This is a genomic window from Devosia sp. J20-27, assembly GCF_055808595.1.
Window position 1 is genome coordinate 3721205 of the sequence record NZ_CM147875.1, and the last position, 24929, is coordinate 3746133.

Annotated in this window: 29 protein-coding genes; 15 read left to right on the forward strand and 14 right to left on the reverse strand. The window is 65.1% G+C overall.

The window, feature by feature from the left end; translation table 11 throughout:
- Positions 1-79: 79 nt before the first annotated feature.
- The gene (locus AC0L4C_RS18435) at positions 80-379 is read right to left on the reverse strand and encodes a hypothetical protein (RefSeq protein WP_473401190.1); all 300 of its coding nucleotides are present in this window, start codon (positions 377-379) and stop codon (positions 80-82) included.
- A gap of 85 nt (positions 380-464) precedes the next feature.
- Between AC0L4C_RS18435 and AC0L4C_RS18440 the strand changes: the two genes are divergently transcribed.
- Positions 465-956, forward strand: a complete 492-nt coding sequence (locus AC0L4C_RS18440; RefSeq protein WP_473401191.1) for a hypothetical protein — start codon at positions 465-467, stop codon at positions 954-956.
- A 42-nt stretch (positions 957-998) separates the two neighbouring features.
- Here the strand turns inward: AC0L4C_RS18440 and AC0L4C_RS18445 are convergent, their stop codons facing one another.
- Positions 999-1745 (reverse strand): SDR family oxidoreductase, encoded by a 747-nt coding sequence (locus tag AC0L4C_RS18445; RefSeq protein ID WP_473401192.1) that lies wholly within the window; start codon positions 1743-1745, stop codon positions 999-1001.
- A gap of 97 nt (positions 1746-1842) precedes the next feature.
- Here AC0L4C_RS18445 and AC0L4C_RS18450 point away from each other — a divergent pair, with 97 nt between their 5' ends.
- Entirely contained in the window at positions 1843-2739 is an 897-nt protein-coding gene (locus AC0L4C_RS18450; RefSeq protein WP_473401193.1) for a helix-turn-helix transcriptional regulator, read from the forward strand.
- Positions 2740-2777: 38 nt separating this feature from the next.
- Here AC0L4C_RS18450 and AC0L4C_RS18455 read toward each other — a convergent pair whose 3' ends face one another.
- Positions 2778-3782 (reverse strand): GlxA family transcriptional regulator, encoded by a 1005-nt coding sequence (locus AC0L4C_RS18455; protein WP_473401194.1) that lies wholly within the window; start codon positions 3780-3782, stop codon positions 2778-2780.
- A gap of 186 nt (positions 3783-3968) precedes the next feature.
- On the opposite strand from AC0L4C_RS18455, the gene AC0L4C_RS18460 reads away from it, so the two are divergent.
- Positions 3969-4412: a carboxymuconolactone decarboxylase family protein gene (locus AC0L4C_RS18460; RefSeq protein WP_473401195.1), complete on the forward strand. Its 444-nt coding sequence runs from the start codon at positions 3969-3971 to the stop codon at positions 4410-4412.
- Between the two features lie 101 nt (positions 4413-4513).
- A complete protein-coding gene (locus AC0L4C_RS18465; protein WP_473401196.1) occupies positions 4514-4750 on the forward strand; it encodes a hypothetical protein in 237 nt (78 codons plus the stop codon).
- Between the two features lie 41 nt (positions 4751-4791).
- Here the strand turns inward: AC0L4C_RS18465 and fabA are convergent, their stop codons facing one another.
- Entirely contained in the window at positions 4792-5322 is a 531-nt protein-coding gene (gene fabA / locus AC0L4C_RS18470) for a bifunctional 3-hydroxydecanoyl-ACP dehydratase/trans-2-decenoyl-ACP isomerase (RefSeq protein WP_473401197.1), read from the reverse strand.
- Positions 5323-5357: 35 nt separating this feature from the next.
- On the reverse strand, positions 5358-5942 hold the full coding sequence (locus AC0L4C_RS18475) for a TetR/AcrR family transcriptional regulator (RefSeq protein ID WP_473401198.1): 585 nt from the start codon (positions 5940-5942) through the stop codon (positions 5358-5360).
- 218 nt (positions 5943-6160) lie between these two features.
- Between AC0L4C_RS18475 and AC0L4C_RS18480 the strand changes: the two genes are divergently transcribed.
- On the forward strand, positions 6161-8560 hold the full coding sequence (locus tag AC0L4C_RS18480) for a phosphoketolase family protein (RefSeq protein WP_473401199.1): 2400 nt from the start codon (positions 6161-6163) through the stop codon (positions 8558-8560).
- Positions 8553-9725 carry an acetate/propionate family kinase gene (locus AC0L4C_RS18485; protein ID WP_473401200.1) on the forward strand — a complete coding sequence of 391 codons (1173 nt, stop codon included), beginning with the start codon at positions 8553-8555 and terminating at the stop codon, positions 9723-9725. Before AC0L4C_RS18480 ends, AC0L4C_RS18485 begins: the two co-directional genes overlap by 8 nt.
- Before the next feature lie 99 nt (positions 9726-9824).
- Here the strand turns inward: AC0L4C_RS18485 and AC0L4C_RS18490 are convergent, their stop codons facing one another.
- Together AC0L4C_RS18490 and AC0L4C_RS18495 are read right to left on the reverse strand one after the other, a co-directional pair.
- Positions 9825-10214, reverse strand: a complete 390-nt coding sequence (locus tag AC0L4C_RS18490) for a DUF2147 domain-containing protein (protein ID WP_473401201.1) — start codon at positions 10212-10214, stop codon at positions 9825-9827.
- A gap of 258 nt (positions 10215-10472) precedes the next feature.
- Positions 10473-10979, reverse strand: coding sequence for a YcgN family cysteine cluster protein (locus tag AC0L4C_RS18495; RefSeq protein WP_473401202.1), 507 nt, complete (start codon positions 10977-10979; stop codon positions 10473-10475).
- A 73-nt stretch (positions 10980-11052) separates the two neighbouring features.
- Here AC0L4C_RS18495 and AC0L4C_RS18500 point away from each other — a divergent pair, with 73 nt between their 5' ends.
- Genes AC0L4C_RS18500 through AC0L4C_RS18510 form a run of 3 tightly spaced genes read left to right on the forward strand, consistent with a single transcriptional unit; the run spans position 11053 to position 14336 of the window.
- On the forward strand, positions 11053-13215 hold the full coding sequence (locus AC0L4C_RS18500) for a transglycosylase domain-containing protein (protein WP_473401204.1): 2163 nt from the start codon (positions 11053-11055) through the stop codon (positions 13213-13215).
- A gap of 3 nt (positions 13216-13218) precedes the next feature.
- Entirely contained in the window at positions 13219-13791 is a 573-nt protein-coding gene (locus AC0L4C_RS18505; RefSeq protein ID WP_473401205.1) for a DUF1214 domain-containing protein, read from the forward strand.
- The gene (locus AC0L4C_RS18510; protein WP_473401206.1) at positions 13788-14336 is read left to right on the forward strand and encodes a DUF1254 domain-containing protein; all 549 of its coding nucleotides are present in this window, start codon (positions 13788-13790) and stop codon (positions 14334-14336) included. The genes AC0L4C_RS18505 and AC0L4C_RS18510 overlap by 4 nt, the downstream gene beginning before the upstream one ends.
- A 6-nt stretch (positions 14337-14342) precedes the next feature.
- Here the strand turns inward: AC0L4C_RS18510 and AC0L4C_RS18515 are convergent, their stop codons facing one another.
- Positions 14343-15158 (reverse strand): hypothetical protein, encoded by an 816-nt coding sequence (locus AC0L4C_RS18515; RefSeq protein ID WP_473401207.1) that lies wholly within the window; start codon positions 15156-15158, stop codon positions 14343-14345.
- Complete coding sequence (locus AC0L4C_RS18520; protein WP_473401208.1) at positions 15151-15321, reverse strand: hypothetical protein; 171 nt, start codon at positions 15319-15321, stop codon at positions 15151-15153. The genes AC0L4C_RS18515 and AC0L4C_RS18520 overlap by 8 nt, the downstream gene beginning before the upstream one ends.
- A 168-nt stretch (positions 15322-15489) precedes the next feature.
- Between AC0L4C_RS18520 and AC0L4C_RS18525 the strand changes: the two genes are divergently transcribed.
- Positions 15490-16635: a DUF2336 domain-containing protein gene (locus AC0L4C_RS18525; RefSeq protein ID WP_473401209.1), complete on the forward strand. Its 1146-nt coding sequence runs from the start codon at positions 15490-15492 to the stop codon at positions 16633-16635.
- On the opposite strand, the gene AC0L4C_RS18530 is transcribed toward AC0L4C_RS18525, so the two are convergent.
- The 3 genes from AC0L4C_RS18530 to AC0L4C_RS18540 are packed head-to-tail and all read right to left on the reverse strand — an operon-like array spanning position 16632 to position 20104.
- Complete coding sequence (locus tag AC0L4C_RS18530; RefSeq protein WP_473401211.1) at positions 16632-16967, reverse strand: DUF1491 family protein; 336 nt, start codon at positions 16965-16967, stop codon at positions 16632-16634. The genes AC0L4C_RS18525 and AC0L4C_RS18530 overlap by 4 nt on opposite strands.
- Positions 16968-16976: 9 nt before the next feature.
- On the reverse strand, positions 16977-18278 hold the full coding sequence (locus AC0L4C_RS18535) for a peptidoglycan-binding protein (protein ID WP_473401212.1): 1302 nt from the start codon (positions 18276-18278) through the stop codon (positions 16977-16979).
- Complete coding sequence (locus tag AC0L4C_RS18540) at positions 18275-20104, reverse strand: ATP-binding protein (protein ID WP_473401213.1); 1830 nt, start codon at positions 20102-20104, stop codon at positions 18275-18277. Before AC0L4C_RS18540 ends, AC0L4C_RS18535 begins: the two co-directional genes overlap by 4 nt.
- 311 nt (positions 20105-20415) lie before the next feature.
- On the opposite strand from AC0L4C_RS18540, the gene AC0L4C_RS18545 reads away from it, so the two are divergent.
- Positions 20416-20709 (forward strand): hypothetical protein, encoded by a 294-nt coding sequence (locus AC0L4C_RS18545; protein ID WP_473401214.1) that lies wholly within the window; start codon positions 20416-20418, stop codon positions 20707-20709.
- A gap of 145 nt (positions 20710-20854) precedes the next feature.
- Positions 20855-21271: a SufE family protein gene (locus tag AC0L4C_RS18550; protein WP_473401215.1), complete on the forward strand. Its 417-nt coding sequence runs from the start codon at positions 20855-20857 to the stop codon at positions 21269-21271.
- Here AC0L4C_RS18550 and AC0L4C_RS18555 read toward each other — a convergent pair.
- Both AC0L4C_RS18555 and AC0L4C_RS18560 read right to left on the reverse strand, forming a co-directional pair.
- A complete protein-coding gene (locus AC0L4C_RS18555) occupies positions 21268-21993 on the reverse strand; it encodes a DUF6456 domain-containing protein (protein ID WP_473401216.1) in 726 nt (241 codons plus the stop codon). The genes AC0L4C_RS18550 and AC0L4C_RS18555 overlap by 4 nt on opposite strands.
- Positions 21980-22369, reverse strand: coding sequence for a helix-turn-helix domain-containing protein (locus AC0L4C_RS18560; protein WP_473401217.1), 390 nt, complete (start codon positions 22367-22369; stop codon positions 21980-21982). The genes AC0L4C_RS18555 and AC0L4C_RS18560 overlap by 14 nt, the downstream gene beginning before the upstream one ends.
- A gap of 88 nt (positions 22370-22457) precedes the next feature.
- On the opposite strand from AC0L4C_RS18560, the gene AC0L4C_RS18565 reads away from it, so the two are divergent.
- From AC0L4C_RS18565 to AC0L4C_RS18575, 3 genes are all read left to right on the forward strand, one after another.
- Entirely contained in the window at positions 22458-23429 is a 972-nt protein-coding gene (locus AC0L4C_RS18565) for an IS1595 family transposase (protein ID WP_473401218.1), read from the forward strand.
- 86 nt (positions 23430-23515) lie between these two features.
- Entirely contained in the window at positions 23516-23812 is a 297-nt protein-coding gene (locus tag AC0L4C_RS18570; RefSeq protein WP_473401219.1) for a hypothetical protein, read from the forward strand.
- 183 nt (positions 23813-23995) lie between these two features.
- Positions 23996-24601, forward strand: coding sequence for a hypothetical protein (locus AC0L4C_RS18575; RefSeq protein ID WP_473401220.1), 606 nt, complete (start codon positions 23996-23998; stop codon positions 24599-24601).
- Positions 24602-24929: the final 328 nt, after the last annotated feature.

Genomic DNA, 24929 nt, shown 5'->3' on the forward strand with positions numbered 1-24929 from the left:
GTTGCGGGGTCAAGTTGCGACGCGGATTCAGCTGGCGGCGGATCGCTCCGCCGCAGCACTGGCCCTCTGGACCGCCACCCTATGCGGGTGTCTTCGGCCCGTTCCGGCCCGGCCACAAGCGACCCGGTGCCGGTTTCCAGGGGCTGCGCAGGAAGTCGAGCGGCCGGCGAAACCGGCTGGCCCTGTTGCCGCCCCTGAACGTATCTTCCTTCAACTCCGCCGCCTGGCGGTTGTGCACGTCTGCCGGATCGGTATGGGGTCCGGACCCTGGCTGGTTCTGCATGTCGATCGCCTCCTCGAGATCAACGCTGCAGTGGGCGAAGACGCATCCGCCCGCCGCATCGTCACGATAAACCTCGATCGGACGATTTGGCTTCATCAAAAATTTGCCGCTTCGACGCTATTGAATCGCGCCTGTGACGGCGGCCGCCCGGCAGCGACTTGAGGACCTTCGAGAGATGAACATGTTGAGGATATTTTCGGCGCTCCTGGTCCTCCTGCCGGCGACGACAGCCAGTGCCGAGACCTGGCAGTTCGAGGATGCCGGCGTGCCCATCGCCTATTACGACAATGGCGGCGCGCAGTTGCAGTTCGCCTGCCGCGGCGGCGATCTGGCGCTCGGCTTCTGGGTGCGCTCGCCGCACCGGCAGGTCGCCGGGGCCAGCTCGATGAACCTCGCGATCACTCCCGATCCGGCCGCCGGCGCCTCGGGCACGGTGCCGGCCGGCAGCAGCTTTGCGCAGGACATGCCGCTCATTCACAGCGATGGCAGCTCGGTGATCGTGCGCGGCCCGGTGGCCCGGCAGTGGGCGCGCATCGCGCAACAGGCGCGGACCGCCATCGGCGTCGCCTATGTCCGCAACACGTCGGGCAAGCTCGAGGTCTTCGACAGCAACGCCTTCGGCGCCAAGGGCTCATCGGCCGCCATCAAGCGAGTGCTCGACATCTGCGGCTGACCCGCCGCCGCTGACCGGCGACGGGTCCGATTCTGCGCGTGATCAGGCCGCCAGCGCCACGGCGTCGGCGCCCGCCGGCAGGCGCATCGGGCAGGAGGGATCAGTCGCTGCCCGCCACACCGCTTCGGCCACATCCGACGACAGCGTCTTGGGGGCGTCGGGCTGCTGCAGGCGTGCGATAACCTCCTGGGCCAGACCGGAATAGGCCTCGGGGAACCCGCCGGCGCCCTGGATTCGCGCCATGGCGGTCTCCGCGAAACTGGTCCCCGGTGCGGCACCGGGCAGGACGATGCGCACCTTGATGTTGAGCGGCTCCAGTTCCAGCGCCAGTGACTCGGTGAAGGCGTTCACCGCTGCCTTGCTGGCCGTATAGACCGAGAGCAGCGGCAGGGGTTCGAGGGTGACGCTGGAGGTCACGTTGATGATCATGCCGGCCCGTCGCGCGCGGAACTGCGGCAGCACGGCCTGGGTCATGCGCATGGTGCCCAGCGTATTGGTGTCGAACAGGTCGCGGGCGACATCGATCGGCGTGCCTTCAAGCGCATTGAGGAAACCGATGCCGGCATTGTTGACCAGCACGTCGACCGGACCGGCAGCGGCCAGCGCCGCCTTGACGCTGGTCTCGTCGGTGACATCGAGCGGCAGGATGCGGAGGCGGTCTGATGCCGGCAGCACATCCTCACGCGGCGTACGCATGGTGGCGATGACGGTCCAGTCCCGCGCCAGGAAGTATTTTGCAATGTCGAGGCCGAAGCCGGACGAGCAGCCGGTGATGAGAACGGTAGTCATGGGAAAATCCTTTCGAGGGTTTCACGGCTCTCATGTGGACTCCCCATGTCAGACTTTCTATCATGAATAGTCCTGCTTTCATTCGAGATAGTCCGAAATGACTGACCCGTTCGCCGAAGTCGTCGCGCTACTGCAGCCGAGCCTGCCGTTCTCGAAGACCACCAGCGGTTCGGGCGTCTGGCACGTGGAGGCCAGCGGCAACGGACAGCCCTTCTTCTGCGTCCTCCTTGAGGGCGCGGCGCGCCTGACCGTCGCCGGGCATGCCGAGCGCGAACTGCGGGAGAACGATTTCTTCCTGCTGCCTGCCGCTCACGAGTTCTCGATGTCGAGCCTTGAGACCGGCACCAGCGGTCACCTTCGGGCGGTCACCAAACGGGCGGACGAAACCCGGCATGGCGATCCGGACGGGCCGCCCAATATGCGGGGGATGGTTGGTCAGCTGGCCTTCGGTTCGCCCGATGCCGCGCTGCTGCTGGCATTGCTGCCCGAGTTCATCCACGTGCGCGGCCAGAAGCGGCTGGCCCGGCTGGTCGAACTGATCCGCGGCGAGGCCCTCGATGACCGGCCTGCCCGCGACATGGTGCTGGAGCGGCTGCTGCAAGTGCTGCTGATCGAGGCCTTGCGCTCGGCCTCCGACAGCGCCGCCTCGCCCGGCCTGCTGCGCGGGCTGGCAGACGAGCGTCTCGCCACCGCCCTGCGCCGCATGCACGAGGATACGCGGCGCGACTGGACGGTCGAGCAGCTGGCCAACGCAGCCGCGCTCTCCCGCTCGGTGTTCTTCGAGCGGTTCCGCAAGGCGGTGGGGATGTCACCGATGGAATATCTGATCGCCTGGCGCATGGCGCTGGCCAAAGATCTGCTGCGCCGCCGCGAAGGCGGCATCAAGGAGATCGCCGAACGCGTCGGCTATGGGTCCGCCAGCGCCTTCAGCGTCGCGTTCACCCGCTTCGTCGGCATGCCGCCGACACGCTATGCGCGCGACATCCAGCGATAGAATGGTCCGTCCCGCCGTTCGCCCTGCGAACGGCCCCGTCAGTGCGGCACGTCGATTGGCGCTTTGACGAAGCGCCGGCGATAGGCTGCCGGGGTAATGCCGACGAGGCGCTTGAACAGGCGACGAAACGCCGAGGCTTCGGCATAACCGACCTGGGCGGCAATTTCGTCGAGCGGCAGCTCGGTGGTTTCAATGAGCTGCTTGGCCTCTTCAATCCGAAGGGTTTGCACATATTGCATCGGCGACTGACCGGTGGCGCCCTTGAACCGTCGCAGGAAACTGCGTTCGGTGAGCCCGGTCTGTGCCGCCATTGCCGCGACCGGGTTGGGATTGGCGTAATTGTCCACGATCCAGACCTGGGCAGCCGTGACGAGGCTGTCATGGTGGCGCATGCCGACCGTCAATGCGGCATAGGGCAATTGCCCATCTGAATGCCAGTCGAGGAGAAAGAGCTTGGCCAGCCGGCGGGCTTCTTCCGCTCCCGCCATGCGCCCCACGATATAGAGCAGCAGATCGTGCCAGGAGGCAAAGCCTCCGGTGGTGATGAGCCGGTGCCCCTCCCCGGCGGGCACCAGCACACGCTCCTTGCGCATGCGGATCTCGGGGTGCCGGCTGCTGATCGCGTCGCAATAGCCCCAGTGCGAGGTCGCGTCCTCACCATCGAGCAGCCCGGTTTCGCTCAGCAGCATCGATCCCGAACAGAGCGCCGCGACGGTGGCACCATTCTGGTGCGCGGTGGCGATCCAGCTGGCGATGGCCGAGAACGAGTTCGGCAGCGGCTTCCAGGGATCGATCGCCAGTTCAGGGATCATCACGATGTCGGGGGCCGGAAAGTCCTCGAGCGCGCCATGCGGATGAATGGTGACACCGTGCAGGTCCTTGTAGGGCTCACCGTCGAGGGTCACGAGGCGCGGCAGGAAGCGCGGCGGGCGCAACTCCTCGCCATGCAGCGTTTCCCAGAGCTGCCCGACGGCCGACAGCAGATCCATGATGATGAAGGTGCCGGCGGTCCCCGTCTCGGGGGTGACGACAACCGCAGTCACGAGCGGCTTGCTGCTTTCCGGGGGCACACGAGTGTCCGATTCAGACCGTTTCCGACGGAAGCCAACCTACCAGCCGAACGGGTGCGGCACTAGAGCAGGCCATCGGTGGCCACGGCGCAACGCGCGCCCCAACCGCCGGATCAAGGCTCGCCGCAACGGCAGCTCCATAATCCTACGGATAGTCAAATGAAGAAGTTCACTACCAGTCTTGCCGTCACAACCGTCGCCATTCTCGGCCTCTGCGCATCCGCCAATGCTCAGGAGACGTCCTCGGCGGCCAATGCCTACCAGGACATCGAGACCACGCTCGGCGTCGTGCCGTCCCACTTCAAGGCCTACCCCGACACCGCGGTTGCGGGCGCCTGGGCGATGACCAAGAGCCTGCTGCTCGATCCGGCAAACAAGCTCGAACCCAAGGTGAAGTCGCTCATCAACCTCGCCGTCGCGGCCCAGATCCCCTGCCAGTATTGCATCTGGCTGGAGACCAGGTTCGCCAAGCAGCAGGGCGCCACCGACGAGGAAGTGTCCGAAGCGGTGGCCCAGGCGGCTTATGTCCGCCACTGGAGCACTGTCATCAACGGCATGCAGATCGACTTCGACACCTTCAAAGCCGAGTTCGGCGGCGAATAACCCGATGCAGCGCCCGTCCCCGACGGGCGCTGTCTCTCCCGCGCGCCGGAGACCAGAATGCCCTTTGCTTGCTCCCCCGCCAGGCCGTCCGGGTGATCGCCATGGACCCGCTCATCAATCTGGCAAACGTGCTCTACATCGTTGCCTACTTCACCGCTGATCTGCTGCGGTTGCGCCTGCTCACGCTGGCTGCGGCAGGCTGCCTCGCCCTCTACTTCTTCAACCAGCCGGTGCCCATGCTCAATGTCGTGGCCTGGAACCTGGCCTTCATGGGCCTGAACCTCTGGCAGCTGGCGAGGATCGTTATTGCCAGACGGGCCGCTGCACTCACAAGGTGACGGCACTCGAGCGATGCAGCGGCAGGCCCATCTCCGGACGATCACCTCGCCGGCGGGATCAGGCTGACGCGCATCTCCCTGGCTTCGTAGACGCCAATATCGTCGGCAAAGACGCGCCCGTCCGCGACGCCGAGCACCAGACGGCCACGGCGCACCTGGCGGATATCGATCTCGTAGCGGACCTGCCGGCAGTCCGGCGTGATCTGGCCGCGGAACCGGACCTCGCCGACGCCGGTCGCCCTGCCCTTGCCGGGCGAGCCGGACCAGCCGAGCCAGAAGCCGATGACCTGCCACATGGCATCGAGCCCCAGGCATCCGGGCATCACCGGGTCGCCGGGAAAGTGGCAAGCGAAGAACCAGAGGTCGGGCACGATATCCAGTTCGGCGACGACATGCCCCTTGCCGAACGCCCCGCCGTCGCGGCTGATGCCGGTGATCCGGTCCATCATCAGCATGGGTGGCGCCGGCAATTGTGCATTGCCCGGGCCGAAATAGCCGCCCTCGCCGGAACGGAGCAGATCCTCGCGGCTGTAGGAGGCCTGCGGCGTATGACATTCAAGCGGGTCGGACACGCGGATACCTTGGCGAACAGTTGCTGGGTGAGAGTCTAGGCCGTCGTCAGCCGGAGGGCGGAGGCGATATAGGCCCAGATGTCGGCTGTGAGCTTTTCCGGCGGCGGGCGCTCTGCCTGCCGGAAGGCGAAGATCAAAGCCTGGCGAATGCCGCCGATCATCATCGCGATGGTCAGGTGCGGATCGATATCGCCGTGCACGATGCCGTCCCGCTGCGCCGCGATCAGCATCTCCGCCCCGCCGCCCAGCTGCCGGTCGGTAAAGGCGGTCTCGACGGCCAGCACTTCGGCGGCGCGGCTCAACGGTCCGATCACCAGCGGCGCGAACGGATGATCGTAGTGAAAGGCGACATAGGCAGCGATCCGCCCCCGCTCCCTCTCCGCCCAGGTCGTTGCCGGCCACGTCGGTTTGCCGAACACCGTCTCTTCCAGCCGGGCGTAGAACGCCTCGACCACTGCGGCGATCAATCCGGCCTTCGAGCCGAAGTGGTGATAGGCCAGCCCGACGGAAACCTGCGCCCGCCTGGCGACCGATTGCATCTCCAGGTGCCCCTGTCCCTCGATCAGGTCCTGCTGCGCCGCCGCCACCAGCCGCTCATATGTTCCGATCACCTTTGCCATGCTCGGTCCCGTGTTGAATTGAATTCAGTTCAATACGATCAACGCTGCCATTGTCGAGGCAGCGAGGATGGGTTTCCGACCCGCGGTCACGCCGGTCCGCACTCGCCTGCCGGCGCCTTGACAGAGATCAACTCCCCCGACCACCTTTCCTGCTCCTGATGCGGCAGCGCGAAAGCCGGTTCCGGCGGCGCCGAAACGCCCGATGCGAGGAGACCGCCGTGACGCAAGATCACAACCCGTCAGCCGAGTTTGAGCTGCTCGACCGGTACTGGCGGGCCGCCAATTATCTCTCGGCCGGACAGATCTATCTGCTCGACAATCCCATGCTGCGCGAGCCCTTGCGGCCCGAGCACGTCAAGCCGCGGCTGTTGGGGCACTGGGGCACCACGCCGGGACTCAACTTCATCTACGCGCATCTCAACCGGCTGATCCGTGCCCGCGATCTCGACATGATCTATATCTGCGGTCCCGGTCACGGCGGACCGGGCATGGTCGCCAATGTCTGGCTCGAGGGCAGCTACAGCGAGACCTATCCGCAGATCGGCGAAAACCTCGACGGCATGCGCCGCCTGTTCCGGCAGTTCTCGTTTCCGGGTGGCGTGCCCAGCCACGTCTCCGCCGACACGCCCGGCTCGATCCATGAGGGTGGCGAACTCGGCTATTCCCTGGCGCATGCCTTCGGCGCGGCGTTCGACAATCCCGATCTGGTCGTCGCCTGCGTGGTCGGCGATGGCGAGGCCGAGACCGGACCGCTGGCCGCCTCCTGGCAGTCGAACAAGTTCCTCAATCCGCGCCGCGATGGCGCCGTGCTGCCGATCCTGCATCTCAATGGCTACAAGATCGCCAACCCCACGGTGCTGTCGCGCATCGATACCGAAGAGCTGCTCGCTCTCTTTACGGGGCTGGGCTACGCCCCGATCCTCGTCGAGGGCAGTGACCCGATGCCCATGCATGCGAACATGGCCGCCGGCATGGACCAGGCCGCGGAGAGGATCGCCGAGATCCAGCGCACGGCCCGGCAGGGCACCGCCCCGCCCGAGCGGCCGCGCTGGCCGATGATCATCCTGCGCAGCCCCAAGGGCTGGACCGGACCGAAGGAAGTCGACGGCAAGAAGGTCGAGGGCTTCTGGCGCTCGCACCAGGTGCCCGTCAGCAATGCACGGGGCGACGAGGGCCATCGCCGCATCCTCGAGGACTGGATGCGCAGCTACCGGCCCGAGGAGCTGTTCGACGCGACCGGCCGGCTGCGCCCCGAACTCAGGGAGCTGGCGCCCAGGGGCCGCAAGCGCATGGGATCGAGCCCGCATGCCAATGGCGGCGTGCTGCGGCGCGAACTGATGCTGCCGGCCATGACCGACTTCGCCGTCAGCGTCGACACACCGGGCGCTACCACGGCGGAGGCGACGCGGGTCATGGGCAGTTTCCTGCGCGACGTGCTGCGGCTCAACGATGCCAGCAGCAATTTCCGCGTCTTCGGTCCCGACGAAACCGCCTCCAACCGGCTCGATGCGGTGTTCGAGACAACGACCCGCACCTGGATGGAGCCGATCGAGGATTATGACGTGCAGCTCGGCACGGACGGCCGGGTCATGGAGATCCTCAGCGAACACCTCTGCCAGGGCTGGCTCGAAGGCTATCTGCTGTCCGGCCGGCACGGGCTGTTCTCGTGCTACGAGGCGTTCATCCACATCGTGGATTCGATGTTCAACCAGCACGCTAAGTGGCTGAAGGTGTCACGCGACCTGCGCTGGCGTGCGCCGGTATCGTCGCTGAACTATCTGCTCACCTCGCATGTCTGGCGGCAGGACCATAATGGCTTCTCGCATCAGGACCCCGGCTTCGTCGACCACGTCGTCAACAAGAAATCCGACATCGTGCGCGTCTACTTTCCGCCCGACGCCAACTGCCTGCTGTGGGTCACCGACCACTGCCTGCGCACCCATGACCGCATCAATGTGATCGTCGCCGGCAAGCAGCCGGCGCCGCAATGGCTGTCGCTGGACCAGGCCGTGGCGCATTGCGAGGCGGGCGTCGGCATCTGGGACTGGGCCGGCAATGAAGCCTTCGAGGGCGAACCCGATGTGGTGCTGGCCTGCGCAGGCGATGTGCCGACGCTGGAAACGCTGGCGGCGAGCGACCTGCTGCGCACGCTGCTGCCCGACATCAAGGTGCGGGTCGTCAACGTCGTCGACCTGATGGCCCTGCAGCCTAAGGACGTGCACCCGCATGGCCTGAGCGACCGCGACTTCGACAGCCTGTTCACTCCGGACAAGCCGGTGATCTTTGCCTATCACGGCTATCCGCACCTCATCCACCGGCTGATCTATCGCCGCTCCAACCACGACAATTTCCACGTGCACGGCTTCCAGGAGGAAGGCACCACCACCACCCCGTTCGACATGGCCGTCATCAACGAGATCGACCGGTATCATCTGGCGATCGCCGCCATCGACTGGGTGCCGGGGCTGAGCGGCCGGGCAGCGCAGGCCAAGCAGCAGCTCAACCACAAGCTGATCGCGCACCAGAAGTACATCTGCGAGCACGGCGAGGACATGCCCGAGATCCGCGGCTGGAGCTGGCCCTACGCGGCCAGGACCGAAGGGGAAAGCCATGCCTGAAGGCGTCCTTGCCTTCAATGCCGGCTCGTCGAGCCTGAAGTTTGCGTTCTTTGCCGGCGCCGGAGCGGACCTGGAGGCAGTCTTGCGCGGGCAGATCACCCAGTCGGCGTTCGGGCATCACCTGCGCCTCCGGGACGGGTCCGGCCAGATCATCGAGGAGCGGCAGTGGCGGCCCAGCGATGAGCCGGGCGCCGATGCCCTGGCGCTGCTGCACCTCGTCGAGGAGCGGCCCGATGCCCAGGTGGTGACGGCCGTCGGGCACCGGATCGTGCATGGCGGGCGCCGCTTCGTCGATCCGGTCGTGGTCGACGCCGACGTGATCGCCGCCATCGAGGCGCTGACGCCGCTGGCGCCGCTGCATCAGCCGCTCGGTCTTGCTCCGGTGAAAGCCATCGCGCAGGCTCGCCCGGACGTCCGGCAGATCTGCTCTTTCGATACGGCCTTCCACCACGGGCTGACGCCGCCGGCCAGTCGCTACGCCATCCCCCGCCAGCTCGAAGCCAAGGGCATCCGGCGCTATGGCTTTCATGGCCTCTCCTGCGAGTCCATTGCCGGGCAGTTGCGCCAGAGCTGGCCACAGCTGGCAGCCGGCCGCGTCATCGTCGCGCATCTGGGCAGCGGCGCCAGCCTTACCGCCATGATCGACGGCCACAGCGTCGACACCACCATGGGCTTCAGCGCCCTCGACGGCCTGGTGATGGGCACCCGTCCCGGCGCCATCGACCCCGGGGTGCTGCTGCATCTGCTGCGCACCGAGAACCTCTCGGTCGATCAGCTCGAGCACCTGCTCTACTACGAATGCGGCCTGCTCGGCGTCTCCGGCATCAGCAGCGACATGGCCGCGCTGGCGCAGTCCGACGATCCGCATGCCGTGGAGGCAATTGAGCTCTTCGTCTTTCGCGTCGCCCGCGAAGTGGCCGCGCTCACCGCCACGCTCGGGGGACTGGACGGCCTCGTCTTTACCGGCGGCATTGGCGAACACAATGCCCGCATCCGGCAGATGGTGGCTGACCGCCTTGCCTGGCTCGGCGTCGAGATTTCCCCGGAGGCCAACCGGGCGGCATCCACCGTCGCCTCCCCGCCCGACAGCCGGGTGAAGGTCCTTGTCCTGCCAACCGACGAAGAGGCCGTCATCGCCCGGCACGCCGCGATGGCGGCTGGCTAGGCTGTCTCTGCCAAACCCCCAAACCAAAACGCCCCGCGCCTGGCGGGGGGGCGCGGGGTCGCAGTTTGGCGGTCTTGGGCGCCGCCTATTTCGTCGGCACTAGAGCCGGTCGAAGCTCATGGATTTGCAGAACACGCCCTTGCAGCCCGAGAGCTTGAGCGCGTTGGAACTGACCATCTTGACGCTGCCGGCGAAGGTATCGCCGTCGTAGCGCACCATGCCCTTCCACTGGTCGGTGCCGGTCGGCTTGGCGCCGCGCATCACATAGGCGCCCAGCAGAGCCAGGTTCTCTGGAGTTTTGACGTCGTCGCGCAGCCAGGTCAGCTTGGCGCACAATTGCGTGCCGTCGCCGCAATAGCTCACCTTGTAGCGGCTTTCGCCGGTCGAGGATTGCCAGGTGCCGGTGGGATCAGCGGCGAGGCTGAGGGCGGGAGCCGTGGCGAGGCCGAGGGCCAGGGTTGCGGCAGCGAGTTTCTTCGCGAGGTGCATCGGGATGCGTCTCCGGATCAGATCGATGGGGTGATGGGCGGTTGTTGACCCCATAAATAGGGCCATTGTCTGAATTGCGGATAACAGCGCCGTTCATCTGGCGTTCAGGAACGCGGCCCTGATGTGTCGTCAACAAGACAGCATTGCTGACGCAGTGCTGAACGCGCTGCTCAGCAACGGTTCAGCCCGCCACATTTGCCGCGGCAGCCCACGCGCCTCGCGCTGATAACTTCCCGCTTCACAAAGTCGTCAGGACGCTCAGATCTCCTCCGGCGGCTCCCAGTCGGGCCAGTCAGCGAGGTGAGTCTCCCATTCGCCCGGCTTGACCTTGTCCTCGTTGATGGTGCGGCCGCGCACCGAGACGCCGACCGCCACCACGGTCTCGGGGTCGCCCGAGATCAGCGGGTGCCACCAGGCGAGCCCCTTGCCCTCGGCCAGGCGGCGGTAGGCGCAGGTCTTCGGGATCCAGCTGATGGTGCGGACATTTTCCGGGTTGAGCTTGATGCAATCGGGCACCCGGGCCAGCCGGTTGGGGTAGTCGCTGCACTTGCAGCTTTCGCCGTCGAGCAGCTTGCAGTGGACGTCCGAGGTGAAGATCTCGGCCGTGTCCTCGTCCTCGAGCTTCATCAGGCAGCAGCGGCCACAACCGTCGCAGAGCGATTCCCACTCCACCACGGTCATTTCCTCGAGTGTCTTTTCGTCCCAGAAAGCCAATTGCAGCCTTTCATTAGCGCTTTGCACTTGCGAGAAAGCGATCTCAATCATAATCCAGCGATAGACTTGCACCCCGGGCGCGAAACGGGGAGACTCGGCAAGAGCGCGCGTTCCGGAGACTTCGGTGCAAGACCCCTTCTACCACAAAGAGAAGCGCAAGAAGAAAGTCCGGATGCTGGATGCGGACGCCTGGCTCGACTCGGCCATGTACGAGTTCTGGCAGTCGCTCGGCCGCGGCTACAACCGCGTGCAGGACTTCTTCTCGATCTTCCAGGTCACCGGGTTCAAGCGGTTTTTTGTCGAGATCTTTTCGGATGCCCTGAGCTTCGGCGCCATCGGCGCGGTGCTGATGACCGCCCTCGCCCTCCCCGCCTTCGACGCCACGGCGTCGGGCAAGTTCAACAAGGCCGAGGATTATTCGGTGCTGTTTCTCGATCGCTACGGCAACGAGATCGGCCGCCGCGGCATCCGCTCGGACGATTCCTATCCGCTCGACAAGTTGCCCGACTATTTCGTCAAGGCGGCGCTCGCCACCGAGGACCGGCGCTTCTACGAGCATTTCGGCATCGACGTGGTCGGCACGCTGCGCGCGCTGATGAGCAATGCCTCGGGCGAGTTGTCGCTGCAGGGCGGCTCGTCGATCACCCAGCAGCTGGCCAAGAACCTCTTCCTCTCCTCCGAGCGCACCATCGAGCGCAAGATCAAGGAAGCCTTCCTCTCGGTCTGGCTGGAGTGGCACTACTCCAAGGACGAGATCCTCAAGCTCTACTTCGACCGCGCCTATATGGGCGGCGGCAATTTTGGCGCGGCGGCGGCGGCCGAGTATTATTTCGGCAAGAAGATCACCGATGTGAACCTCGCCGAAGGCGCCATGCTGGCCGGCCTGTTCAAGGCTCCGACGCGCTATGCGCCGCATGTCGATCTGGCCGCGGCGCGGGCGCGCGCCAATCTGGTGCTCTCCAACCTCGTCGATTCGGGCTTCCTCACTGAAGGCCAGGTGACGGCGGCGCGGCGCAATCCGGCAACGCCGGTGGATCGCTCGCACGAACTCAATTCGCCGAACTACTTCCTCGATTACGCCTTCGAGGAAGCCAAGCGGATCATCGAGGATTCGGACAGCACCTCGAACAGCTTCGTCGTGCGCACCACCATCGATCCGGTGCTGCAGTCCTATGCCGAGGACGCCGTCACCTCCGTCGTGCGCGAACAGGGCGAGCAATATGGCGTCAAGGAAGCGGCGATGGTGGTGACCGAGCCGGCCGGCGCCATGCGCGCCATGGTCGGCGGCATGGATTACGGCAAGAGCCAGTTCAACCGCGCCATCGTCTCCACCCGGCAGCCCGGCTCGGCGTTCAAGCCCTTCGTCTATTCGACCGCCTTCGAACTGGTGCCCGAGTACACACCCAAGAGCACCATCACCGATCGCCCGGTCTGTATCGGCAACTGGTGCCCGGTCAACTATGGCCGCAACTACAAGGGCTCGGTGACGCTGGAAAGCGCCTTTGCCCAATCGATCAATACCGTGCCGGTGACGCTCTCGATCAAGACCGGCCGCGGCCCGATCGCCGAGACGGCGCATCGCATGGGGATCACGAACGAATTCCCGGTCACCCGCTCGCTGGCGCTCGGTGTGGCCTCGGTCAGCGTGCTGGACATGACCTCGGCCTACGCCGTGTTTCCCAATGGCGGGCTGAAGGCCACGGCCTACAGCATCACCCGCATCAGCACCCTGGCGGGCACACCGGTCTACGAGGCCGATACCACCACCCCGCATGAGCGCGTGCTGTCGGAACGGACGGTCACCTTCATGAACCAGATGATGCGCGGCGTCGTCGACCACGGCACCGGCCGCCGCGCCGCCGTCGAAGGTGTACCGACGGCCGGCAAGACCGGCACGACCTCGTCCTATCGCGATGCCTGGTTCTGCGGTTTTACCGGCAATTACGTCGCCGCGGTCTGGTTCGGCAATGACGACTACCGGCCGACCAAGAACCTCACCGGCGGCACGTTGCCGGCCATCGCCTGGCAGAAGTTCATGGCCTATGCGCACACCAATATCGAGGTGAAACCGCTGTTCGGCGTCGACTTCAAGACTGCGCCCTTCGTCATCGCCCAGGCCGATGCCGACGCCGCCGCCGCACAGCAGGCCGAGCGTCCGCCGACGCTGCAGCCGGCCGCGGCGCAGAAGCTGCTCGAGGTCGCCGATCGCCTCAACTTCACGCTCAAGTCGGCGCGTCCCGGCGACACGGCCGCAATCGGCACCAAGCCTGCAGACAAGGCGCTGTAGTCCTTGCGCTTTGTCACCCACCTGCTGCTGCTGATCGGCGTGGCCCTGGCCTTCGGCTTCGGCCTGTCGTGGTTCGCCCTGACCGACGGACGGTTCTTCGGCGTCACGCAGGTCGGGCCGTGGACCACCTGGCGCGATGCCGGCTCCCCCGCTCCCGATCCCTATAGCCGCGCCTATGTTGCCCGTACCGGCGCCTTGCAGCTTGGCTCCAGCGAGGGTCTGCAGTTCGTCGCCAAAGTCGACAGCGAGGGACGCGCCCTCGACCGCGCATGCCGCTATCGCATCGACGGCACGACGCCGGTGGCAACCTTCTGGACGCTGACGGCAGTCGATGCCACCGGCACGCTCATCACCCGCGAGGGCTCTCCAGCCGCGCTCTCCAGCCGGCACATCGCGCGGGCCAATGACGGATCGATGGAACTCTATATCAGCCGCACGCTGGCGCCCCGCAACTGGCTCGAGATCACCGGCGACGGCGCCTTCGCCCTCGCGCTTAACCTCTACGACACCTCGAGCATCGGCACCGGCCTCGCCTCCCCCACCCTGCCCTCGATCATCCGCGAGGCCTGCGCATGATCCGCACCCTGCTCTGGGTCTTTGGCGGGCTGGTGCTGGGCGGCATCATCCACATTGCCGTCATCCTGGCGCTGCCGACGCTGACCGGCAGTGGCGTCTGGGCGCAGGTCACCGCGATGGGCGCGCTCAACCGTCCCGTGGTGCTGGCCGCGCCGGCGCCCGGCCAGCCCAATCCGCTGCGGCTCGATCCCGAACTCGCCTATGCCGTCTGCCAGATCGATCTCCGGCATGGCCCGGGCGTCGTCGCCGGCACGCTGCCGCAGGCGTTCTGGTCAGTCGCCGTCTACAACCGGAACGGCGTGGCCATCTACTCGACCACCAATCGCGACGGCATCGGCCAGACACTCGACCTGGGACTCTTCAACCAGGCGCAGACACGGCTGCTGGCCGAGCAGAAGCTGGACGTGGCCGCCGGGCTGCTGATCGTCGAGAGCGCCGTGGATGATGTCTATGTGGTGGTGCGTCTGGCCCCTGCCCATCAGGTCATGCGGCCGCGCTACGAGGCGCAGCTTCAGGCACTGACCTGCGGCAACATTCCGAGCTAGCTCGAGCTATTTGGGATAGACCTTGCCGTCGCCCATGAGCACGCGCGACGGCACGCCGCCTTTGCCGCCCTGGGCATAGCGTCCGGCGTCGCTGCAGAAATCGTGTCGCTCGCCGCGTTCCACCCAGGTCAGCCACTGGCTGAGGAAGCCGTCGACGCGCACCGCTTCCCGATGCGGTGTTTCCACCAGCAGGTGTTCGAGCGCGTAGTTGTAGGACTCGTAGCGGTAGCGGATGGCGCGGACGAACCAGCCGATCTTCTCGTCGTTCTCGGCCTTGCGGTCACGCTGCTCCTGGCGCATGTGCGGCGCCAGCCCGTCGATCTCGGCGGCTGCAACGGCGCGCTGCCGGTCGATGTCGATCACCGTGCAGATGGCGCGGAAGGTCGGCTGCATCATGTCGATGTCGAGCGAGACGTGATCGGCCAGCGTCGAGAAGCGCGTGTGCGAGGACGCATAGGCTTCGCTCGACAGCAGCTTGTAGTAGCGATCGGTCTGAAAATGCCGGTCGGTCGTGCCGATGCGGGTGCGCTGGAACTCGACCGACACATTGAAGGACCAGTCCTTGGCGTGCGCAGCCGTCAGATAACGCCAGACGCGATCGTGCATCTCGCGTTCCTCGTCGGTCTGGTTGAAGGTCGAAACCGGTTTCTTGTCGATATATTCCGACTTCAGCCGGCCGGCCGCCGGCATCACCTGGTCATGGAGAACGCTGTCGCTGGCCCGACCGAAATCGCCGGTCGGCCGCGTCATGCACGCAGCGCTGGCGAGCAGCAAGCCGGTAGCGACCGCTGCGCGGATCAGGGCGACGCAGTGTTCACCCACGTTTGCGCTTCTGCCGTGCCGAATTCAAAGGCTTCCCGGGAACCGGAGTCCCGTCGCGCTCGTAGCGCACACCGGTGAACAGGAAGATTTGCGCGTTGCCCGCCAGAATGGGCCTCACCTTCGGATGACGTCCGCGTTTGTCGAATTGGACCAGTTTACCCAAGACCCGACTCCGTTTTTGGCCGCGCACCATTGCAGCGGACAAATCGGGGCGACGCGTTCCCCGACAGGGTCATTAAGAGTTCGTCAAGGTTAACAGTTCGCTAACGATTTTGCGGAAATAGTCGCCTTGCGTGGTTTACGTCCGAGTCTCGGGCATTCAGGGCAGATTATGATCGGTTTCCAGCCGTATGAGACGTTTCAACTTCTGATCGAGACCGGCGGGATCGATCGGACCAACACCTTGCTGGTGGCTGCCTGCGACGCTTTCTCCCGGCGCGGCACCCCGACTCATGCCGAAATGGAACAGTTTGCGGCGCTGGCGCAGCGCCTCTTCCCCACCGCGGCGCCTTCAGCCCGCGCAAAAGCCGCGGCAACGCTGGGACGCTCCGACTCGCTCTCTCCCGAGCTCGAGGAGCTGGTGATCGCCCATCTGGGTGAGGACCTCCCGGATTTCCTCGTTGCCGCGCCCAGATTGTCCGAACAGACCATGCTCAAGCTGGTTTCGAACAATGACGTGCCGACCGCTGCCGCGCTGGCGCGGCGCAACGACCTGACCAATGTGGTGCTGGCCAAGCTCTTCCAGCTAAACAGCCGCAAGGTCTATCGCGCGCTTGCCACCAATACCTCGATCGTGCCGCGCGGCGCCTTCCTTTCCGCCCTCGCTCGTTCGGCGCAGATGGATCATCAGGTCGCCTGGTCGCTGGCCGCCCGCGACGACTTCGATTGCGCCCTGCTGGCGCCGGCCTTCTTCGATCTCAACGAGACCGACCGCATCAAGGTCATCACCGCCTTTGCCAATCGCAGCACGCCGGTCGCGCCGATCAAGAAGACGCTGGAACAGCTGTCGGTGGCGACACCCGAGCTCACCAAGGCGCTGATGAAGCTGTTCTCGGAGAACCGCCGCCCCGAAGTCACCACGCTGCTGCACCAGATCACCGGCCTCGATGAAGTGCGCTGCGGGCAGATCGCCCACGACACCAGCGGTGCCGCGCTGTTCGTGGTGCTGCGGGCCTTCGGCTGCAACGAATATGACGGGCTCAAGGTGCTGATCCACGCCACCAGCCATGACGAGGACCGGTCCAAGGCGCTGTCGCAGTTCGCCACCCTGTTCCAGACGGTCAATGTCGATGCCACGGCGTTCCTGATGAGCTCGTGGCGCGGCGAGGTGAACCTGCTCGATCTGTCCAAGCCCGAATACCGGCCGTTCACGCAGGAAAGCCGCCGCACCCCTGCCCCGCAGAAGCGCGAGCGCGATCCCGTGGTCGACCAGGCCATCGAGGCACTGGCCCGGATCGGCGTGCGTCAGGCCAGCTAGGGCTTTACCAGCTCGAGTCCGGGATCCCCGGACCGCATCTCCAGCGTCAGCACCCAGAGGTCGGGGTCGAAATCGGCCTCGCGCGCAATGCGTTCAGCCACCTTGGCCGGTTCAACGCCTGCATAGCGCACCTGGAACAGCCGGTCCTCGATCCGCTCCTCGATCGCCGAAGCCGGCGCGGGGACGTAGAGCGTCGACGTGCCGTTGAGGTGATCGAGCTCGACAAACACCTGGCCGGCAATCGGATCGCCCCGCCGCGACACGACGCAGAGGTGGCCAAGGTCGTTGTGCCGCCGCACGAAGGCGGCGGTCCAGAGGTCGGTGCGCAGCATGGCTGCTGGTTACAGCGTGGCGCCGGCCTTCACAAGCAGGTCGGGCAGTTCGGGGGTGATCCGGCCGGTCCGCTCGTAATTGTAGAAGGTCTCGAAGGTGCGGATGGCCTTGGCCGTGGCCTCGCCGGCAACGCCGTCGATCGGGCCGTGCAGGAAGCCCAGGCTGGACAGACCGCGCTGCACGCTGGAGACGATCACCGGGTCGGTCACCGAGAAGGGCGGCATCAGGTCCTCGACCTTGGCGTCGGTGTCGAGCACCGGAACGACGACAGGACGGGCCTTCACCTCGGCTTGGGCAGCGGCCTTGGGCGCCACCACGGCAGTCGCCGAGACGCTGGCGGTCAATTGCGGATCGGTGCCGGGCGTCGTGTTCGTCATGGGCACCAGCGGCAGCGGGGTCGCGGCCGGCTGTGGCGCGGGCGCCCTGCCCGGCTTGGTCATGGCCAGCGACTGCACGCCGTTGATGATGGTGTCGATGGCATCACCCGCTGTGTCGGCGGCGATGCTCATTGCCTCCTGCGGCGTGGCCGGCAGTTCGCGCGTGGTGACGCGCTTTTCTGCGACTGGCAGCAGGTCGACCGGCGCGCTCGCCTGCAGCGGCTCGGGCGCCGGCAGCGGCTGCGCTTCGGCCACCGGTTCGGCGACCGGCTGGGGCACCACCTGCACCATCACCTTGGGCAACGGATCGGCGGCGGGCAGCGGTTCGGGCGTCGGCAGGATCTTGGGCTCGGGCTCGGACGCGATCAGCGGCGCATCGAGAATGGCCTTGACGATTTCCGGGGTCAGCTGACCGGTGGACTTGAGGCCGGCCTTCTTTTCGAAGGCCCGGATGGCGCCGGCGGTCTGCGGGCCATAGTAGCCATCCACAGTGCCGGTAAAGAGCCGCATGCTCTCGAGCTTGCGCTGCAGGGCAAAGACTTCGGAATTGCCGATCGGCTCGACGCTTTCCACGGCGGGCGCCGGGGCGATGTTCTCGACCCGCGGAACCACCAGCTTGGGCGTCGATGCCGTGACCGTGCGGTCCGGGCGCATGGCGGGGACCACCGGTTCGACACTTGGATCGATGATGCCGGCGGTCTGCACCGCGTCGCCGAAGAGCGGTGCCGGATGGCGGCTGTGCTGGAAATAGAGGGCATTGCTGGTCGCCACCAGACTCAGCGTCACCATGACGGCGACGCCGGTGGAGGCGAGTGGCGCCCGCATGTAGCGGGCAAAGCCCCAGGAAATGGCCGATTGCACCGCGCGGCCTGTCGTGGCCAGCACGGCGCCACCTGCCTGGAGAGGCAGGCGCGTCAGGGTTGCTGCGGTCATAGCGCTTTTCTTTTTCCGTCTTCTTGCCATTGCGGCGTCTGCTGCGGTGCGGGGTCCCTATGGAGGGGGGTGATGGAGGCAGTCTCCTCCACCTTTATTGCCGGACCGTTTATAGGCAGCAGAACAGTCACAATCGTTCCCTGCCCGGGTGACGACATGACGTGGAGCTGGCCGTCGTGCAGTTCGACGAGCCCCTTGACGATGGACAGGCCCAGTCCGGAGCCTTCATAGCGCCGGTTGAGGCCGTCATTTGCCTGGAAGAAGGGTTCGCCGATGCGCTTGACCGCATCTTCGCCCATGCCGATGCCCAGATCGGTCACCGACACGTTGAGATAGCGGCCCTGGCGGCGCATCCCGACGGTGACCACCGAATGCTCGTGGCTGAACTTGATGGCATTGGACAGCAGGTTGATCAGCACCTGGCGCAGCGCCCGCTCGTCGGCGGTGATCTGCGGCAGGATCTTGGGCAGGTCGGTGGCAAGGCGAATGCTCTTCTCGCGCGCCAGCGTGTCGACGATCTTGAGGCACGGCTCGACCAGTGCATCGGCCGGGAAGGTTTCGGTCTGCAGTTCGAACTTGCCGGCATCGAGACGGCTCATGTCGAGCAGCATCTGCACCACCTCGATCAGGTGCTTGCCCGACGAGTGGATGAGCGAGGCATATTCCTGGTGCTGCGGGCTGAGATCGCCGACCACGCCAGTGGTCATCATTTCCGAGAACCCGACAATGGCGTTCAGCGGAGTGCGCAGCTCGTGGCCGATGGTCGCGAGGAAGCGCGACTTGGCACTCGACGCGTCTTCGGCCGCCTTGCGGGCATTGCGCATCTCGGTCTCATGGTCGCGCCGCTCGGTGATGTCGCGAAACAGCGCCACCACTTCATGCCGGCCGTCGGCGTCGGAATTCTCGATCACCGGCGACAGGCTGGCCTCGACCCAGAAGAACTGGGCCGCCGGCGCGGGCATTTCATGGTCGTCGCGACGCATCCGCATCTCGACGCGGCGGGTCCGGCCGTCATGGTTGGCTTCGGCGAAGGCGGTCATGTAGGCGGGTCGATCGAGCACATGGATGCGCTCGATCAGGCCGCCGCCGCTCAGTTCATAGCGATGGCAGCCAAGCAGCCTTTCGGTGGAACGCGACGAAAACAGCAGCGTGCCGTCCGAGGCAAAGCGCATCACCGCGTCCTGCACGTGCTCGATCAGGTGCCGGTAGGCGTTGATCTGGGACTTCTCGTAGACCTCGAATACCGAGTTCAGCCGGTTGGCCGAATGCGCCACGATCAGCGCCGCCACGCCAAAGGCCAGCATCGAGACGAGGCTGTTGTCGCCGGCAAAGGCATCGGGCCAGGCCGGCAGGCCCAGCGACGCCAATGCGGCAAAGCTGACGACGACCACCAGGCCGACCCAGGCGCGCTTCTTGACCGGCGTACGGGCCAGCAGCGAGGCATGCACCGGCGCCAGCAGGGCGACCGCAAGTCCGAAATCGGCAATTGCCGGGTCGATCATGGCCAGCAGGAAACCGGCGATGAGCATGGCATAGACCTGACCGGCGGCAGCGCGCTCATACTGGCCGCGGTGGTGCAGCGCCAGCGTCAGGATGCCGGCGCTCAGGCCGACAATGCAGAGGATGAAAGGCAGCAGCGTGCCATGCAACAGGACATAGAGTGCGCCGGGCAGGCCGAGGGCACTGGCGGCCACGAGGATGTACGAATTGACCGCGAGTGTACGCTTGCGCAGCACTTCGGGACGGCTGTTGCCGTCGCGTGCCTCGCCGGCGGGCCGCACATCGGACACATCTTTCCCGACAATCTGGGAGAAGAGGCTACGCATTACAAAAGCTCACTTCGGAGACGCCTGTTCTTGTTGCGCCCAACCTCGTCCCGAGACCCTAAAGCGGGTTTAAGGAAAACGCCCCGGTCGGCGTTTCGCGTGCTTTCCCCGTCGTTGGCGGGTTGCTTTCTAGGGTTAGCGTAAACAGTTCGTTTCCCCTGCCGCGTTCGGCAGTTGCGACCCGTGCAACTGCGGGTCGCAGCAATTTGCATCGAATTTTATCGAGTTGCCAAAAGCGGTTTTAAGCCGGGGCGCCTAGCGTTCCCTCAACGAAGGCGGAACTCGGCCGCCCGATCTGGGGTTCACTATTCATGTTTCTGCTGCGGTCGGCATTCTGGCTCACAATGGCGTTCATCGTGCTCGCCCCCAAGGACGTCGACCTCCGTCAGCGGGCCGAGGACATGTCGGCGAAGGCCGTCTCGGCCGGGCAGCAGATGATCGTCTCCCAGATTCTCGCGAGCGATTGCTCCAGCCTCGAATGCGTCGGCGGCAAGGCCGTTCTTGCTGCCGTCGTCACCAAGACCCCGTCCGTCGAACGTCCCATGCAGGATACCTCGATCGCTCCGGTCCCTTTCCCCCGACCGCGACCGGACTGGATGGGTTAAGCCAGGGTGCGTCACTTCCCCGACGCTACTCCAAGTCAACGCCCTTGGCCGGCCGGAAACACGCTGCCCCGTGTTTCCGGCCTTCTTTCTTGCGCGGCGTGGTCCCGACCTTCCATCGCCCGGTCAAATCCCCTATTTAGCGGACATGGCGCATCCCCAGGCATTTGAAGACATCCGCGAAAACCTCACCTTCCTCGACGACTGGGAAGACCGCTACCGCTACCTGATCGAACTCGGGCAGGCGCTGCCGGCGCTCGCCGAGGACGAAAAGACCGCCGAAAACAAGGTGCATGGCTGCGTCTCGCAGGTCTGGCTGACCTCGGAGGGCGATCGCCAGAACATGCAGTTCCGCGGCGACAGCGATGCGATGATCGTCAAGGGCCTCGTCGCCGTGCTGCTCGCCCTCTATTCCGACCGGCCGGCCAGCGAGATCGTCGACACCGACGCCATCGCGCTGTTCGACGAACTGGGGCTGCGCGAGCATCTGACCACCCAGCGCTCGAACGGTCTGGTCGCCATGGTCAACCGCATGCGCGGCGAGGCCAGCGCCGTCGCAGCCTAACCGACAGTGCCGGGCCGTTCGCCCCAGACCCGCGCCCGCCGGTTCTCCGGCCCCTCTGCCGCTTCCGCCAGCCCGAAATAGCGTGCCGCCTGCTCGAGCCCGATGCGCAGCACCAGCTTGGCGCTGCGCCGCGGCCAGCCGCGTTCGCTCTCGACCTGCTGCAGCCCCTTGAGCAGCCCGCAGACGTCGAGCACCACGCCGGCACAATCGGACGGCAGGCTGCGATGCAGGCCGGCCAGCTGGCGGCGTGACTCGGCCGCCATGTCGGTCAGGTCCCGCAGCTGCGACACGCCTTTGCCGGCGGTGTGGGCGGCGCTGTAGCTCATGGTGAGGCGTGGCTGCAGCTGGGCCCGCTCGTAGAGCCTGCGGACCTTTTCCCCGGCCTCGAGCTGATGCCGGGCGAGGAACGGCTCGGCGCCGGACGCCAGGCGGGCCAGCGGGCTCTCGGCCAGATTGATCCGCAGGCCGTCGCCGCTGACGGCCTCGATGCGGTGCTGCGCTGCAAAGGCAGCATCGTCGAGCAATTGCCGCTTGAGCCAGCCGCGGGTCTCGGCACGCGCACGGCCATCTGCCTGCAACACCCCGTCGGACACCAGCTTGGAGAGCTGCGCGCGTGCCAGCCGGACCCCCGCGGCCTCGACCTCCCCGTCGCTGGCCTGCACGGCCGCGCCCGCCAGCACGGCCCGGACGAAACGGAGACTTGCCCGTTCACGACGGGTCATGACGAAGCTCCCCGAGCCGGGCCTGCACAATGGCCTCGATGGCCTCGACCTCGCGGTCGAAGGCGCTGCGGTCGTCGCGCCGGTCCTCGATGCGGGCGCAGGCGTAGGACACCGTGGTCCGGTCGCGGCCAAAGACTTCGCCGACCTCCGCATAGGTCCGCCCCAGCAGCACGTGCACGAGGTACATGGCCAGCTGCCGGGTCCCGGCGATCTGCTGCGAGCGCCGCCGCCCCAGCATTTCGGTGCCGGCAATCCCCCGCGCCGCCCCCACCACCTCGATCACGAACGCCGCCGAGCGGTCACGCGGCCGCCGCCGCCTCAGCCGCCGCGCCCGCCGGCGCTGTTCCCCAATCGTATAACTGACCGATCCCGCCATCTCGCGCTCCTACGTAGGACAATATTCCCAATTATATACGTGACAAAGCACGCTCCCTTTGGTACAAAGAACCCATAGGAGAACTGCGATGCGCCTTGATCACCCCGTCTTCACCAATGCCGACGAAGCCCGTAAGCACCTTGAAGCCCAGCGTTGGCCGAATGGTCCGGTTTGCCCGCATTGCGGAAACGTCGATCAGTCCAAGATCACGGCGATGCAGGGCAAGGCGCACCGTCCGGGCCTCTACAACTGCAAGGAATGCCGCGAACAGTTCACCGTGACCGTTGGTTCGGTGTTCGAGCGTTCCAAGATCGCCCTGAACAAGTGGCTACTGGCGACGTTCCTGCTCACTTCGTCAAAGAAGGGCATGAGCGCGCACCAGCTGCACCGCATGCTTGGCGTTACCTACAAAACCGCTTGGTTCATGGCGCACCGCATCCGCGAAGCCATGAAAGAGGACGTTGCTTCGTCTGGTCCGATTGGTGGCGAAGGCAAAACCGTTGAGGCCGATGAAACCTACATCGGCAAGAAGGACGATCAGTCGCCGTCACCGCAGCGCAAGGGCAAGCCGTACCTGAAGCGCAAGCCGGGCAACATCAAGCGCACCGTTGTTGCTCTGGTCGAGCGCGGCGGCTCTGTCCGCTCGTTCCATGTTGAGCACGCCACCAAGGACAGCGTGCGCGAAATCCTGTTCACCAATGCCTCGCGCAAGTCAGTGCTCTACACCGACGAAAGCCGCCTCTACACCGAGTTGGGCAAGGACTATCAGCAGCACCGCACCGTCAATCACAGCGGCAAGGAATATGCCCGCCGTGAGGCTGGCAAGGTCGTCCACACCAATACGATTGAGAACGTGTTCTCAGTGTTCAAGCGCGGCATGCATGGCACTTACCAGCATTGCGGAGAAGCCCACCTGCACCGCTACCTTGCGGAATTTGATTTCCGCTACAACCGCCGCACGGCGCTCAAGGTCAGCGACACCGAGCGCCACGACATGCTGCTCGCAGCCATCGGCGGCAAGCGCCTCACCTATCGGCGGATTGGTGAAGCCCGTCACTAAGTCTCAGCGCCTAAAGTTGCTCAAGCGAGTCCACAAACGTGCCAGCAAAGGATAGCCTCTTCGCAAACAAAGGAGGGGCGTTCCAATTGGCAGCAAAAATCGAGCGAGAGCTTTCAGAGCACTTCGCCAATATCGCGGGCGAGGGCATAACTGGCTGGGCAATGGCGCTAACGGCGCTTGATACCCTGATGGTAATGGCAGCGAACGACGACGTTCGGCGGAAGGTTCTGAAGCGGTTTGAGACCAGCTTCGACAATATCTTTGAACGTCTAAAGCCAATCGACGGCGACCCAGAAATGAACGAACGCTCAAAGGAAGTAGCGCGAGCACGGTGCGATGCGGCGCTTGGACAACTCCGTAAGACCCATCTTCCGAACGGATGAGTACGCTTCCGGTAGGGGCGAGTTCAGGACTTGGGTTTGGGGCGCTCTCTATCGCGTGGAACGTTAGATTTTCCATCCCTAGAAGCTGCCCCATCGCTCGTCTTGTGCGGCTTTGGCGGGCTCTTGAGCATCCGCTTTAGCGTCTCGTTGAATTTGGTTTCGTCGTCTTTGGGGAGATCTTGCTTGTCAGACACTTTGGGACCAGCCGGTGAAAATGGGTGGGAAAGCAGCAACCTGGAGTTCGCCTTCTATCACAGCTTGGTTGATGACGATCCTGCCCATGCTGCGCCTGCTCTTGAAGCACTTGGTCGCATTGCAGCCAGTTGGTCGCGGATGGAGCACCACCTCGATGCCCTCATCATTCAGATCAACAAGCCGCAATACTCGGAACGGCTATTCGAGCCCGAACACCCCGTCTCCTTCTCGCGCAAAATCCGCGTGCTGCGAAAATGGTTCAACCAGTACCCGCCGCTCGCGCCCTACAAACAGGATATGGCGTGGCTGACATCGCGGCTTGTCTTCCTCTCAAAAGAAGACGGCAAGGTTGCCCTAAGCCGCAACGTCCTGCTTCATGCCATACCGGCAAAGTTCGACGCCAAAACTCAAACGCTAACACTCCACCACCTAAGGTTCGTCGGCGCCAACATCCATTCGAGGCACATTGCGCTCACTTTGGATAAGTTGGCCGTCTTTGCCGATCTGGTCCAGCGCTGCAACGTATTCCTAGGCTCGATCACGCAGGAGCTTTTTACTCCTGCTGGCTACGAACTATTGCAAAAGCGCGGATAGCCGCGTCAGACGCAAGCCCATCGAATTCGTCTCGGTCAAAGTCCCCAAACAGTTTCTCCAACGCGTCAAACATCGAAGGCGTCATCCCCACCGGGAGACGGCGCCCGCGATGCTCGATCTGCGCCGGCCTGTCAGCCGAATCAATAGGACGTCCCGTTTGCTTTGTCATGTATATAATTGGGACAATATTCCTATGTTGTGCACGAGGCAAATGGCGAGGGGGATAGCTTGGGGAAAATTGTGGTGGGGGAAGATGTTAGGGGGAGGTGCGCGGGCGGCTCGTTAGCACACGCGCCGAGGAATTTGATGCGAGATCCTAAATAGTGCC